General features: G+C 37.1%; 17 protein-coding genes. 2 read left to right on the top strand and 15 right to left on the bottom strand.

All coding sequences use genetic code 11. The annotated features are described in order from the left end of the window. Positions 1 to 87: 87 nt before the first annotated feature. The 12 genes from MKX78_RS04940 to MKX78_RS04885 form a co-directional block, all read right to left on the bottom strand. A complete protein-coding gene (locus MKX78_RS04940) occupies positions 88 to 498 on the bottom strand; it encodes a hypothetical protein (protein WP_328199642.1) in 411 nt (136 codons plus the stop codon). Between the two features lie 150 nt (positions 499 to 648). Beyond that, on the bottom strand, positions 649 to 1,632 hold the full coding sequence (locus tag MKX78_RS04935; RefSeq protein ID WP_341050078.1) for an acyl-CoA thioester hydrolase/BAAT C-terminal domain-containing protein: 984 nt from the start codon (positions 1,630 to 1,632) through the stop codon (positions 649 to 651). Positions 1,633 to 1,640: 8 nt separating this feature from the next. Beyond that, positions 1,641 to 1,847: a hypothetical protein gene (locus MKX78_RS04930; protein ID WP_095370375.1), complete on the bottom strand. Its 207-nt coding sequence runs from the start codon at positions 1,845 to 1,847 to the stop codon at positions 1,641 to 1,643. Positions 1,848 to 2,236: 389 nt separating this feature from the next. Next, positions 2,237 to 3,301: a hypothetical protein gene (locus MKX78_RS04925; protein ID WP_445662670.1), complete on the bottom strand. Its 1,065-nt coding sequence runs from the start codon at positions 3,299 to 3,301 to the stop codon at positions 2,237 to 2,239. 252 nt (positions 3,302 to 3,553) lie between these two features. Then, positions 3,554 to 4,201 carry a cupin domain-containing protein gene (locus MKX78_RS04920; protein ID WP_180317000.1) on the bottom strand — a complete coding sequence of 216 codons (648 nt, stop codon included), beginning with the start codon at positions 4,199 to 4,201 and terminating at the stop codon, positions 3,554 to 3,556. A 749-nt stretch (positions 4,202 to 4,950) separates the two neighbouring features. Next, positions 4,951 to 5,541 carry an ankyrin repeat domain-containing protein gene (locus tag MKX78_RS04915; protein ID WP_341050074.1) on the bottom strand — a complete coding sequence of 197 codons (591 nt, stop codon included), beginning with the start codon at positions 5,539 to 5,541 and terminating at the stop codon, positions 4,951 to 4,953. A 47-nt stretch (positions 5,542 to 5,588) separates the two neighbouring features. Then, on the bottom strand, positions 5,589 to 6,410 hold the full coding sequence (locus MKX78_RS04910) for an SPL family radical SAM protein (RefSeq protein ID WP_341050072.1): 822 nt from the start codon (positions 6,408 to 6,410) through the stop codon (positions 5,589 to 5,591). 22 nt (positions 6,411 to 6,432) lie between these two features. Then, a complete protein-coding gene (locus MKX78_RS04905; RefSeq protein WP_095370378.1) occupies positions 6,433 to 7,038 on the bottom strand; it encodes an ABC-2 transporter permease in 606 nt (201 codons plus the stop codon). Further along, positions 7,031 to 7,900: an ABC transporter ATP-binding protein gene (locus MKX78_RS04900; protein WP_340978101.1), complete on the bottom strand. Its 870-nt coding sequence runs from the start codon at positions 7,898 to 7,900 to the stop codon at positions 7,031 to 7,033. The genes MKX78_RS04905 and MKX78_RS04900 overlap by 8 nt, the downstream gene beginning before the upstream one ends. Then, complete coding sequence (locus MKX78_RS04895) at positions 7,900 to 8,277, bottom strand: GntR family transcriptional regulator (protein WP_322909937.1); 378 nt, start codon at positions 8,275 to 8,277, stop codon at positions 7,900 to 7,902. Before MKX78_RS04895 ends, MKX78_RS04900 begins: the two co-directional genes overlap by 1 nt. A 142-nt stretch (positions 8,278 to 8,419) precedes the next feature. Further along, the gene (locus MKX78_RS04890) at positions 8,420 to 10,057 is read right to left on the bottom strand and encodes a hypothetical protein (RefSeq protein ID WP_341050070.1); all 1,638 of its coding nucleotides are present in this window, start codon (positions 10,055 to 10,057) and stop codon (positions 8,420 to 8,422) included. After that, positions 10,057 to 10,839: an ABC transporter ATP-binding protein gene (locus MKX78_RS04885; RefSeq protein WP_307317243.1), complete on the bottom strand. Its 783-nt coding sequence runs from the start codon at positions 10,837 to 10,839 to the stop codon at positions 10,057 to 10,059. Before MKX78_RS04885 ends, MKX78_RS04890 begins: the two co-directional genes overlap by 1 nt. 216 nt (positions 10,840 to 11,055) lie before the next feature. Between MKX78_RS04885 and MKX78_RS04880 the strand changes: the two genes are divergently transcribed. Continuing rightward, the gene (locus MKX78_RS04880) at positions 11,056 to 11,445 is read left to right on the top strand and encodes a hypothetical protein (protein ID WP_341050068.1); all 390 of its coding nucleotides are present in this window, start codon (positions 11,056 to 11,058) and stop codon (positions 11,443 to 11,445) included. Positions 11,446 to 11,470: 25 nt separating this feature from the next. Here MKX78_RS04880 and MKX78_RS04875 read toward each other — a convergent pair whose 3' ends face one another. From MKX78_RS04875 to MKX78_RS04865, 3 genes are all read right to left on the bottom strand, one after another. Further along, positions 11,471 to 12,085, bottom strand: a complete 615-nt coding sequence (locus MKX78_RS04875; RefSeq protein WP_341050066.1) for a DedA family protein — start codon at positions 12,083 to 12,085, stop codon at positions 11,471 to 11,473. 104 nt (positions 12,086 to 12,189) lie between these two features. Then, positions 12,190 to 12,669, bottom strand: a complete 480-nt coding sequence (locus MKX78_RS04870; RefSeq protein WP_095373525.1) for a GNAT family N-acetyltransferase — start codon at positions 12,667 to 12,669, stop codon at positions 12,190 to 12,192. Then, on the bottom strand, positions 12,662 to 13,087 hold the full coding sequence (locus MKX78_RS04865) for a VOC family protein (RefSeq protein ID WP_307317251.1): 426 nt from the start codon (positions 13,085 to 13,087) through the stop codon (positions 12,662 to 12,664). Before MKX78_RS04865 ends, MKX78_RS04870 begins: the two co-directional genes overlap by 8 nt. A gap of 138 nt (positions 13,088 to 13,225) precedes the next feature. Between MKX78_RS04865 and MKX78_RS04860 the strand changes: the two genes are divergently transcribed. Continuing rightward, positions 13,226 to 14,068, top strand: coding sequence for a hypothetical protein (locus MKX78_RS04860; protein ID WP_341050064.1), 843 nt, complete (start codon positions 13,226 to 13,228; stop codon positions 14,066 to 14,068). Positions 14,069 to 14,286: the final 218 nt, after the last annotated feature.

The following is a 14,286-nucleotide window of genomic DNA, read 5'->3' as shown; positions in this document are numbered from 1 at the left end:
GGCCAGCTTTGGCCACCTCCTTCTTTTATAAATGTGTATAAAAATCTCTGACACATTATTTCACTCCCCAAAAACAATTGATTAACTCTAGTCCCTCATCCAAGCAACAGAATTAAGAGAAAATATGTATATTGGATAGACAAAAAAGCCTGCAAGAATAAATAATCCTGTAGAGGGATTAGGGCTGTCTCCAGGATAGGTAATAGGAAACAAGACGCTGTTTACATAAGAGAAAACAACTAAATAAGGAAGCCATAAGAGAAGCGACCAATAATGAATCTTTCTCTTTTCAAACCATTGAAGAATAAGAAAAATAAGCCATACTGTGATAGCAATAAAGCCGATCAAAATAGCACTTATAATAATGATATTCACTGTTCTAGTTTCAAAACCTGATAACCGTGCAAATCGATAAACGTTTGCCATAAGTGTTATTGGAAGATAAAATATAAGAGCTAAACAGATGCTAATGACATTTATGCGGAAAAAGTTCTGCAAGAATTGCACTCCTTTTCTGTAAATATATAACTGTATATTAGTAATATATTTATCGAATTTCAATAAATAATATTGCTAATACAATAAATACATAAGGATTCCAACCCATTAGGCACTAGCTAATCCAACTCAAACCGACAAACATATTGATCATTTATCTCCCAGTTTTTTCGCGAAACTTCTCCTAAGAAAATCGATTGTTTCTTCCCATGAATGCACGCTCGCTTTTGCTGTTTGTGCTTTTGTACCACCGGTAAAGCCATTGGCTACAATCGGTAAATACGGTATTCCAATTTCATGGCCTGCGGCTTCATAAAAATGTTTTTGAATATGTTCATGTGTACATACATCATGAAAAACAGAAGAACGAAAATTAGCGTCTTCTTTTCCAGATATCAATAAGAATTCCTTTTTGGTTTCTTCAATAGGGATAATGGCTTTATTGAGTTCATACAAACAATCGTACCAGTACGATAATGGATTCCCTCCTTTCATCCATCGTGCCCTACAGTAAGATGCTACCTCTACAGGGTTTTCTTTAGAGGCATAGGGTAAGGCTTGTCCGCGAAAATTCCAAGCAGGCGGTAACGTTCTTTCTTCAGACCATGGCACAATGCCTGCAAAAGAAACGGCTGAACCATTAAGAGAGACAGCTGCTGTGATTTCATCAAACAAGACAGCCGACCACAAAGCTAGCTCACCACCCCTTGATGTTCCATGGATTCCTATCCAGTTCGGATGAGCATCCCTTCTATTGGTCAACCAAATAATTGCATTTTCAATGAGTTCTAGAGGGACCTCTACCAATCTATCATTTAATCCTTCTTCACCAAAATAAGCTAAAGCCAATGTGTTAAAGCCATATGCAGTTAATGCACTCGCTGCAAAATCGTTTGTCCCCCCTTCAGAACCTGAAACGACTATAAGGGAAGGTCTTACTTTATAATCCCGATGATAATAATATCTCCCAATCAAGCCATCACCATTAATTGGAATACTATCCACTTTTTCATCTTTATACCATTTCTTCACTATTATTTTCTTATCTAAACAAATATTATCTCTATAAAGAGCAATTTCATATTCATGAGGATTTAATCTTATGTACGGCTCGCTTTTATGAATAATAGTCATCTCTTAACCTACTTTTCGATATTTTGTTGCTTCATTTCTCTTTCAATTGAACGGACCATTTCTTTTAGCTCTGCTATCTCCGTCAGCAATTTCTGCTGATCTTGTACTTTTGGTTGAAAAAACAACCGATAAAGCTGCGAAATTCCCCAATATACCATATATAAACTAATACCAAATACAAGGAATATAATCGCAATGGGTATAATATTCTCCATTAACAATACACCTCCATTTGTATTTCTTTCCTTTGTCATTCTCTCTTTAGAAGGTTTTTCAGATAACTATATTATATATCACAATTTACTTTTTTGTATTTTTTTTACAAATAAACCATAGTTTTTTTACTTCTATTAAATTAATAATGGAAAATAATGTAATAATTCTAACTTTTGAGTGCTAAATTGGTATCGATGCCGTGTGAAGTATAAGGGATTGCTTGCCTTATATAGTGGGGGTTATTCTATTATTAAGAAAAAGAGTTCTATAGGGAAATATCCAAGTTGAGCTGCAACCCTTAAGTGAGATGGTAATTAAGAAAAGAACAAAGACTATCTTAGCTTTGTTCTTTGAATTCATAGCATATAATTGTTCCATTCATCATTTCTTATTGAGCTGCAACCCATGGCGATAGTTGCAGACTTACATCACTTGTATTAATGTTTTGGCCAATAAAAAACCCCTGCAAATTTTGTGCTCTGAAATTAATTGATGGTGCATCTTGTGTACTCGCATAACCTGCCGTTTCAGCACCAATATTACATCCATTTACTTGATTATATACAGCTAAATAGTATTGTTCTTCTGCTAGTAATGTGACTGGTGAAACGAGTGGTAAGTTGAATACTCCTGGTGTAATTGTAGTAACAAGAGGTGTGACCGCTATTACGGTTGCATTATTATTACCCACAGGACTTAAGATAGCCATTTGAAAATCGCCTGTTACGTTCCCATCTTGAACAATGTAGCAGGAAAGTTCTGATACCGTTTGCTCTGTTTGATTAAATACTAATGCACCGACTGCCTGAAAGTTCCCTCCACCTGCGTTAAATGGTAATTCTGCATTGATGCTACCCATTGTTAATGTTTGAAGGAAATTTCCACCACCTCCACCACTTGGACCAGTTGCACCCGTCGGACCTTGTATGCCTATTCCTGTTGGACCAGTGGGGCCCGTTGGACCTATGGGACCTGTTGCTCCTGTCGGACCTGGTGGGCCTCCCGCTGGACCGGTTGCACCCGTCGGACCGGTGGGACCTCCCGCTGGGCCGGTGGGACCTGTAACTCCTGTTGGACCAGCAGGGCCGCCTGATGGTCCTGTGGGGCCTGTAATTCCTATTCCTGTCGGACCTGTTGGACCCGTTTGTCCTGTGGGACCAATCGGGCCGGTTGCTCCTGTTGGTCCCGGAGGTCCTCCTGCTGGACCGGTGGGCCCAGTAGGACCGGTAGGACCACCGAATGGACCAGTGGGACCTGTGACTCCTGTTGGTCCTGGAGGTCCTCCTGATGGTCCAGTTGGACCGGTTACTCCTATTCCTGCCGGACCAGTGGGGCCTGTTGGACCAGTTAAACCGGTTACTCCAACTCCAACTGGACCGGCTGGACCCGTTACACCAGTCATACCGGTAACTCCAATTCCAACTGGACCGGTTGGACCCGTTACACCAGTCATACCGATAATGATTGTACCAGGACAACATATATTACAGTTATCACAATGGGAGTAATATCTTTTATTACATTTACGACAATATTTCTTTTTCTCTCTACTAACTAACACGATGAAACCTCCCTTTTTTTAATCTATATAATTATGTTATTTGTACAACTTCCTTTTGATTGTATTCTTGCCTATAGGCTAATACTTTGTCATATCAATTCAAAATAAAAGAGCTGCCTCAGCAGGCAGCTAATTCTAAAAGCTTCAATCATATGGTTGATACTGAATAGGGTGAAATTGTTTTTGTTGAGTATGTTGAGTTTGAGAATTAGGTTGGTAATAGTGTTGATGGGGATTATGATGTTGGGTTGTTTGTCGTTGACAATCCGCCGATGGGCCAATGATTACTGTGTTAGTAATAGGTGAAATCGCTTCTTCCCATTTATTCTGATCAAGACAATAGTTAGCAGACATCACTTTACTTGGAGTTAATCGCAAAATATCTGAGCCATATATAGCTTGTGGATAAGGAGCATCAAAAATAGCTAATAATTGCGTGTTATCCTCGGTCGCTACCTCATAATGCCAAAAACCTTGAGGGACATTTGCTACTTGCCCTGGTTGAATTGGTATATTTTTCAACTCATTCGTAAAGGGATTAATAAAAGAAACGACCGCAGAACCTCTCACACAATAGACCAGTTCTGAAGCATTTTGATGAATATGAGGTTCTACATATTTCTCTTTACTAAGAAAAATATCTAACATTGACACATTCCCAAGCGTGTTTAGCTGATCCCTCCCTAAAGCATTAATATAGTTTTGGTTATCCCTTTTGAAAAGTTGGTTATTTCGTAAGTCATACATATATTGGTTATTAGGTGATTGATAATCTATATATAAAACAGCCATACCACTCACTCGCCTTCCTTAAATCTCATTCGCTTTAGTATATGGGCTGGGCTGTAAGAGGTGAATACTTTTTATTCTGTGATTTGATTCCATGAAAATTCTTTAGAATCAAGTATCATAAGGAATTTGAAGTTTCTCATACGACAGTGAAAAAGATTGGTTATTATAAGGAGCATTTCATTTAATACATCCCACTTTCCGTTATCAGTCGTCAATACAGCGTGCGGGGCAGTTAGCTAAAACTATACCCTAACAAAAACCGGATTAAGGATATGTCTGTTCATCACCTTTGAAAAGAGGGTAAGGACGATGATGCCTATGGATAATCAACTCTTCCTATCTATCATTGTATATCTTCTCTATATTAGAAAATGATGGCTCAACAATCGAACAAAATGATCATCTGCCTTTTCTAAAGACCTAATGAATAAAAACCCCAGTGGTTTCTTCCTCTATCCATCATGAAAAAGAGCTTAACTCGGGAATAAATGATGGTTGCACATGTGAAAGTAACCATTGATGAGGTCAAAACATGCAGATGACTTCTTTGAAAAGGTTGTCTATTAGCTAAGACCAAGATCGCCTCATCATGATTCCCCTTGACTTTAGAAATATCATTACTAGAAAACATGTCTAATTACTATTTGTACTTTCTAATCGAAGGAAAAATAAATAAAACTGACACCTTTTGAGGAGTCAGCTTATCGTTTAATTGTATATCTACAATTTTAAGAGAGTAATTAACTAACTTACTTTTTTACCTTTTCCATTATCTCAATCATCTCTCGATACCCTCTATCCCTCGCATGTTGCAAGGGTGTTACCCCATCTTTGTCTGTAATCGTAATATCTGCTCCATGATCAATAAGTAATTGAACAATTTCTTGATGTGTTTTCCCACCATCACTTAAAATGATGGCCTCGAGTAATCCTGTCCAGTGCAAATTATTGATATGATTCACATCCGTATCAGAATGTGTGAGCAGTTCCTTTACAACTTCAATATGTCCCCGTTCACATGCCGGAATAATGGCAATGCCACCGTAGCGATTAGTGATTGTTGTATCGGCCCCTGCTTGGATAGCTAATTGAACAATTTCAAGGAGTCCTTCAGCACCTGCGTATAAAAGCACATTATCTAATCGTTTATTTCGAATATTGATATCTGCACCCTGCGCTATTAACACTTGCACAATTTCCACTTGATTTTGTTGGGTCGCAGCCATAACGGCTGTATTCCCCTCGTCATCTAGTGCATTTATATTCGCCCCGATATTTAACAATGTTAATAAATGATCTTTGTCTCCATCTCTAGCTGCCTTTATTAATTGTAAACTCACAATAACTAACCTCCATCTTTAAAGTGTACCTCTATATATGTTTATAGTTATGAGGGGGCAAATCCTGCTTGACTGATATAGATTTGTTCTGGTGGGAAAACTTTTTTAAATCTTTTCTCTACGCAAGTGATAACAGACGGTTGATACCATTTTTCCAATCCTAATGCGTGATACTTCTTTTCAACACCTAAACGACTTGTCCGTTTTCCACCACTGCCATCACCCATAAAATAATCATCGATACATACACGATCAACATATTCTTTTAATTTTGTGGGAAATTCCTCACTGCTAGGCAGTATGGGGGCAACTGCAACTTGTGTGGGGATATTGGCATCTGCTAGTTTTTTTAAGGCATTCATTCTCGCCTGAATAGGCGGTGCTTCGTTTGCAAACTGCTTACGTATTTCTTCATCATCGGTCTCAATCGTCATACTGACTCGAACCCTGTTTCCTAATTTCTTTAGTAAATCAATATCCCTTGTAACAAGCGGGCTTCGTGTTTGAATAAGGAGAAAATCTGCTGGGTTGCTAACAAATACCTCTAAAAGTGACCTTGTGACTTCTTCCTTATACTCCACCGGTTGATAAGGATCTGTACTCGAAGACATGAAGATTGTGACGGTTCCTTTCTTCTTTTCCCTGTTCAATTCTTTGTTTAACAACAGAGCAGCTTCCTTTTTTACATCGACCCACTCACCCCATTCTCCTTTTCGAAAAAGGGAAACAGGCATTTGTCTTACATAACAATATTCACAGGCAAATGTACAGCCCGTATAAGGATTCAGAGTATGTGTGTATCCTGAAAGATAGCCAGTTCCTTTATTGAGAATCGTCTTCGGTTGTTTATAAAGATACTCTTTTGTCATCTTCCCAACACCCCATTATGAGTTAGAATACTTTACGACTATAAATAGTCAATGAGACCGCCCAAGAAATCAAATAAACGAAACTCACTAATACAGCGAGGAGCAGTATTTCACTACCATTTAATGAAACCATATACTCAAAAGTAGACATTAAAGTCCCAGCCATATTCAAGTCGAAAACCCTCGCTACTACCATAGTTACCCCAAATAATCCCAGTGTACCAATTAATAAATATTGACTCTTAAATTGATAAGAAAACGGAAATAGGAAAGAAATAGCCAACATTACAAGACCAAAAATAAGTAATGCCTCTTTCCAGCTTGTAAACGTCGCATGAATTGAAATATTCCAAACAAATACTACCAGAACGACTAATGCGGTGTATATAAGTGTACCAAAATATTTTGAGCTTACGATTTCTTTTCTTGTATAAGGTAATGCATTGAGCATTTTGTTAATCTCCGGTTTTTCATCAATGGCAAATGCATTCATCGCCAAGGCAATACTGAAAATGAGCGCATTCCATATGCTTGAAGAATTTTGGGTTAAGAATAAAATAAAAATTGGTAGCAAAAAAATCATCGTGTTCCTTTGTAAGATAAAATCTTTTTTTAACAAGTTAAACATGCCTCTCTTCCCCCTTTTTCGTATAAAACATTAAATCTTCAATTGTTGGCTTTTCAGTGACGACTAAATCACCAAATACGTCATGTACTCTTCTTTTGTTCGCTGTTAATCCTTCAAAACCTGATGAGGATTTGCGAATACCAATGAACTCTTTTTCCGTATCGCGATCTAATAACTCGATGCCACCCTTAACAATAGCGTAATCTTCTTCAATGCGAAAAGCTTCTTTTGTGAAAATATGCTCACCATTATGAATGAAAGTAATATAATCTGCTATTCTATCTAAATCCGAAGTAATATGAGTAGAGAAAAAGATCGTCTTCGTCCCATCTTCCATAATTTCTTGTAAAATATCTAATAATTCTCGCCGAAAAACTGGGTCTAAGCCAGATGTCGGTTCATCCATTATAATCAGTTCAGCATGATGCGACAAAGCAACTGTTAAAGAAGTCTTCATTAACATGCCTTTGGAGAATGTCTTAATTTTTTTCTTTAAAGGCAGCTCAAATTTTCTTACATACTCATCAAACAATGCATCATCCCAATTACGATAAGCAGGGCGTAGAAGTTTGCGTAATTGAGCAAGAGTAATATGTTCATAGTAGACATTCTCATCAAAAACAAAGCCAATCCGTTGTTTGATTTCTTTTTCAAATTGTTTATATTCAAGTCCAAATACCTTCACGTCGCCTTTGTCCGGTTGCAGTAAATTCATCATCAAATTGATTGTTGTGGATTTCCCTACCCCATTTCCCCCGATAAACCCAGTAATAAACCCTTTTTTCACAGTTAGGTTCATGTCTGTTAATTGAAAACTCCCGAATGATTTATGGACACCTTTTAACTCAATTACATTCTCCATTAATTTTCCTCCCTGTATAGAAATGAAAGTAATTCGATTAATTCAGTAAGTGGAATGCCTATTTCCTTACTATTTTCCACGGCAGACAGTAATTGTTCTTCAATTACCTTCATTTTTCGTTCTTTCATCATTTCATTATTTTGTTCGGATATGAATGATCCTTTACCAACTACAGAATAAATAAAGCCATTCTTTTCAAGCTCTTCATAAGCACGCTTTGTGGTAATGACACTGATGCCAAGATCCTTCGCTAACTGCCGCATAGAAGGCAAAGCCTGCCCTGCTCCAAGCTCGCCTTTCAGTATTTGCGTTTTCACTTGTCCACAAATTTGTTCATAAATCGGTTCTTTCGATTGATTAGAAATGATTATTTGCATCATTAACCCTCACCAACATATTGTATATATACTTTATATACAATATACACAAATAAATGAAGGTATGCAATACTTTTTACAAATACAAAAAAAAGAAAAGCATCTCCCACTTAATAGAGCGCTTTTCCTTCCAACAATATGACTATTCAATTACTTTTTCCCAACCAATATTAAAGGCAACTTTCCAGCTAACCATTAAATATAGAACTGCTAAACCTAAATAGATATAGGTTCCATAAGGATATATCGTACTTACATAATGCAAAATAGCGAATACACCAGCCAAGAACATCAGGAAGAATGCGATGATTCCATTTCCTGTTTGAGTATATTGATCAAAAGACTCTGTAAACGGAATGGCTTTTTTAAGAATCGCAAAACAAATAACAACAAATGTAAAGGCATTAAGTAATACAATGATTAATTCTGGAATAATCTTCAGACCATACAAAAAAGTAAAAACCAAACTTAGGAGTAAAAACGGTGGTAAAAACAGTTTCACTAAGAAGGCTTTAATCGTTCCAGAAAAAATCGGCTTTAGCTCAATAATTGGAGCTGTTCTGTAAATCCAGGCCCCTTTATACTTAACGGAATACGGCATTAGCAACATAATCGTCGGAATGACAAGTAAACTAAAATAAATTGTTAAATAGGTATGACTATTTGCTAGGTCTTCCCCATTATCACCTAATACACCGAAAATGAAGATAAAAGGGATTACTATTGAAAACCCTAACGACGGATAAGCTTTCAGTTTAAAATCTCTTTCATTTTTCATCATCGCACTAGCAAAACGGTAAAATGCTCTTTCCTCCTGTGTGCGACAGAAAAGTTGAAGTAGCCATTTTCGCCATTTCGCCTTCTTCATCCCCTTTGACTTCCCTTGATAAGTCAGCTTCTGCAGGCTATGTTCAAACATATCATTGAATTTTAAATATAGGATGATCGCTGTACATGGAACGATGATGCTTAAGGCGGCAAACAGAAGATAAAATCCCTCTGTGCTTTGGTTTAAGAGTAAATCCATATTGGCGGCGAACCACATAGGAAAGATAAATACTTGCCACCACTGCGGTTCAATTGTGATGGTTAAATTGATGATTTCAAATGATCGTGCTAGTAGCTGATAACCAACCATAATCATCAATGACAACCCAATTTGTACATAATTGATTAAATCTTTAAGTTTCTCACCATCGAAAAATTGTAAGATTAAGAAATAAAATAAGGCAGTAAGAACAACCACAAATAAATTAATGAAAATAAGATTAATAACAGCAAGCAGCAAGAAAAGAATGCCATGTCTAATCAGACCAACAATTAATGGAATCGTCACAAGGGCAATAGATAAATACCCTAAATAAATAATGATATGCATCATTTTCGCCGCACTAACCGTTCTGCGATTAATAGGCTTAGGGTAAAGAATATTGCGGTCGCGAATATCTAACAATACACTGGAAAAGTCTGAAATCATCGAAGTCATAATAAAAAAAGTAAACATACCGAAAAACATACTCATTTGAAATAAATAATGCTCACCAATAAAAAGCAAAGGGATCATAAAGAGCCCAAATAATACATATAACCATAATGACTTAATAAATTGATTACCCTTATCCTTCTTTTGCGAGTTTAGAGCTAACATTGTCGGTGTGCGACGACCATCCATCGTTAACTTCACCTTTAATATTGCTCTCATCACTTCATAATCAATATCAAATTTCTCGAAGACTTTTTTCAAAGGATCGAGTAGTTTAAGTGTTGGGATGTCCTGCATTATGCCATCTCCTCTACCACTGAAACAAATCGTTCTCCGATTTCCTTTTGTTGATTAAACCCTGTAAGTTGATTAAATATTTGCTCAAGCGTGCCTTCTGTATTCTGACTTTTCAGCTCATCAAATGTACCGTCTGCGGCGATTTTCCCATCATGGAGCAAAATAATTCGACTACTGATTTTCTCAACGACATCCATAATATGAGAAGAATAAAAGATTGTCTTCCCTTGCTGGGCAAGTCTCGTCATAATTTCCTTGAATATCATTACACTATTAGCATCCAATCCATTAATTGGTTCATCGAAAAACAACACATCAGGGTTATGTAGTAAGCTTGAGATAATTAATAGTTTCTGGCGCATCCCTTTCGAATAGGATGAGATACGAGAACGAAAGACCTCTCCAATCCCAAAAAGCTCCATTAAACGCTTCGCTTTGTATTCCGCAAAGTCAAACGGCAAACCATACAACTCACCTATAAAGGTTAAATACTCCTGTGCCGTTAAATTATCATACACTTCTGCCATCTCTGGTACATAGCCAATCCTTCTTTTATAATTAACGTCTCCATCAGCAATATCACGACCAAAAATCTTTACTTCTCCATTAAAATCTCCTTCAATCCCTAGAAGAATTTTCACTGTTGTACTCTTTCCCGCGCCATTCGGTCCAATATAACCAATAATTTCTCCACGTCTTACCTGTAGTGAGACACCATTCAACACCAACTTAGATCCGTATCTTTTGTATAAATTTTGAATATCAAGAATGATATCTTCCATCTTTCCCCCTCCTATCTTTTCACCATTATAACGTAAAAATGGGTTTATTTGGTTTGATGTCGAAAGGTTTATACGAGTGAATGTTGAAGATTAGTTGTATCGAACTTTTAACCTACTAAAACGTTCAGCTAAAATGGCAGGAAATATCCCTTGCTTTTTATCATATATATCAATAAATGTAAGAATGAAACGAAGTATGAGGAATGAAGAAAATAATTGTCATTTTTGTTATTAGTTTCCATCCTGTCTGCCTGCAATGACTCGCCTTATTTATATAAGGGAGAAAGTGAACATTCGGAAGGAGAGCTTCGTTATATCATACTGTCAGACGAACGTGGAGAGTATAAGCTTACGATTAAATATAAGGGGAATCCAGAAGGGTTAAAGAATTTTTCAGATTATAGCTTTAGCTTCGAGACAAGTCAGTTTGCTGGTGGAGGAACGAGAGCTTTCGATGAAAATGAAGATATACCTAATCCGCGGGTATTTAGAGATAGTGGTAGTTTAGACAACAGCTTGCATTTACTAAAGGATGAAAAGATTGATGTAACGGTCAAGTGGGGAGAACAAATAGAGGCTTTCACCTTAACAACTAATAAAGAGTAAGGTTGTTCCCCCTCTCGTAACAACCTTACTTTTTATGAAAAACTCTCTTTTTCAAAAAAATCATCACTATAACAATAAACACAAGAGCAATGGCGCCATAAACAATATAGGAATACATATCCATATAACCGACCACGGACTCCCATGATTCTCCTACCGCAGCGCCAATAAGGACGAGGACGATATTCCAAATCAATGTCCCAGCCGTTGTCAAAATAAGAAAAACAAGAAAATTCATATGCGCCATCCCTGCCGGTAAAGATATTAAACTCCTAATTAAAGGGATAAAACGACAAAAGAAAACGGTCCACTTTCCGTATGTTGAAAACCAACCGTTTGCTTTATGAATATCTTTTTTGGTTAATCTTAAAATATGACCCCAACGTTCTACGATTCGCTCCACTTTTCTGATGTCAATCAGCAAGCCAACACCATAAAGAACCACTGCGCCACCTACTGACCCTAAGGTCGATGCTACGACAACGCCAGCTACACTTAAATTCGTAGTAGTCGTCATAAATCCACCAAAAGTTAAGATTACTTCAGATGGAATGGGCGGAAAGATATTTTCCAACATAATCAACAAAAAAATCCCAACATAACCAAACTGCTCCATCACACTTGTAATCCAGTTCTCCATCTGCCTTTCACCTACTACTCTATGATTCTATTACCATACCCCTTCTTTGGTGAAATAACCAATGAGTTGGAGCAATCTGATAAAATATTGCTTAAAATAGGGTGCTATATAAGCAGTTTATATAATAACCATTCATCTCGAATAGGAATACCATTACTTGCCACAAATGGTATGGAAGGTTTTACAGTTCGCGCTTTCTCTACTGCGTTTGGATAAACTGCTTTTAATACATAGCCGCGTTTTTGATAAAAAGATAATGCATGTAGATTATCGTTGGTTGTGATGAGCTGAACCGCCTTTGCCCCCAATTCTCTTGCCTTTTCTTCAATAACACACATCAAACTTGAACCAATTCCCTGCCCTTCATATACACTGTCTAACGAAATGACTTCACATATATCTTCATTATGCCTAATGTAAGTCACTAGGCCAACAATCTCACCTTTAGCACTCTTATATACATAGCCATCCAGCTCATCACAATGATAGACGCCAGAGGAGAGAACCATCTCTGTCGTTCCCCAATGATTCGCGAAAAAATCACTCACTTTTTCTCTATTATCCTCGTCTATCATCTCAATCATAGATAACATCCGTTCTCCATTGTTTAAACGCTGGACTTAACTCACTCCAAACATCAAATTGATTGCCATTACAATCGTAGAAAATAAAGTTCTTGCCCGCATGACCACGATCTTCAATTGCTCCTACCAACACTTCTTCCTCTATAAAAAGGGTATGCAATCTTTCCAGCTCAGCTAACCCGTCCACTTCAAAAGTAACAGAAAAATGTTCTCTGCCTTCTATGTCAACAAATTGGGAACGCTCTCCACCTTCTGCTTTTACTAAAAAGATACTTTGATTCGCTAAATCTAGAATAGCTTTATGTTGATCCCTATAATTAACAGCTGCACCCAGATGTTTCTGATACCACTTTGCTGATTGTTCCACATCTATTACAGGTAGATAAGTCGTTCCTATTCTTACTAGACGTTCCTTCATTTCTTTATCAGCTCCTTATTGCTAAAATATTCGCCTTTGCTCTTAGATTTCCTTTTCACTTAATGAAAATGGAAGGATTCTAACAGTTGAGAAGCGAACACTTTATTAGCATTAAAACTAATAAGGAGGCAGCATCATTTGAGAATCGTTGATACAGTTGGAGATTTTGTGAGCCATTATCAACCAACATCCGAATACTTAGAACAGTACTATCATCAATTTCAAGCAGACTATGAAGTTTATTTCGCCCATCATTGTTTACATATTGAAACAAAAAAACGAGCAGCATTGAAGAAACACCCACCTAAGCTAGCAGAACTTTTACCGATGAGAGACTTATTTCTTGAACACATACCAAATATACTTCAACGATATGAAGCGATGTTTAATGTGAAATATACTAAAACAGTCCGCTTGCTCGTCGGCTTATATGGGAGCAATGCCTTTGTGTATCAGCAATATCAACCTGATGTAGCCTTTTGTCTAGAAAAACTCCCCTATAACGAAACCTATATTAAAATTATTATTGCCCATGAGTTTGGACATGTCATGCATTATTTATATAATGACATCTATTCGCAAGACTGGCATCTTGTCAATTGGACTCATCCCTATACATGGCTCTTACAAGAAGGCATCGCAACGACCCTTTCCACGCTATTAGTAGAAGCACGATTAGACGAACATTTCGCCTTTGAAGAAGACAGAAAGTGGCTTGACTTCACTCAAAAAAATGAAAGTTTAATCGCGAAACAGTTTCTTTATGATATGAAGACCATTAACGATAGTCATACAATTTATAAAGAATGGTTCTCTATTAATGGAGGGAAAAACTTCAAGCAGACCCGCTTAGGCTATTACCTTGGCTATCAAATCGTTAACGCATTATTAACACAGTATGATATAAAAGAAACATTCACCATTTGGAAAGAAGATGAATTTGTTTCTATAATGGAACAACAGCTTAGAAATATGACCTGACAGACAATCGCGATTTGTAGTGGTCCCCCATCTACTAATCGCGATAATCATTCATGTGTGTAAAAGTCCTTTACACCCCCTTCACGCAACTTTTACATAAATTAGAACAAAAGTGCGATTGCCACAACAAATTCAGCAAGCATTCTTTCCTTTCAATCGTAAAAACCCTTCCAAATCACTCCTTTCCGCCACTAATTACCCATTTTTTCTTCTTTACT

Origin of the sequence: Cytobacillus sp. FSL R5-0569 (assembly GCF_038007265.1) — a bacterium.
Lineage (GTDB): Bacteria > Bacillota > Bacilli > Bacillales > Cytobacillaceae > Cytobacillus > Cytobacillus kochii.
Note: the sequence above shows the minus strand (reverse complement) of the source record. Positions and strands in the feature narration are given on the sequence as shown.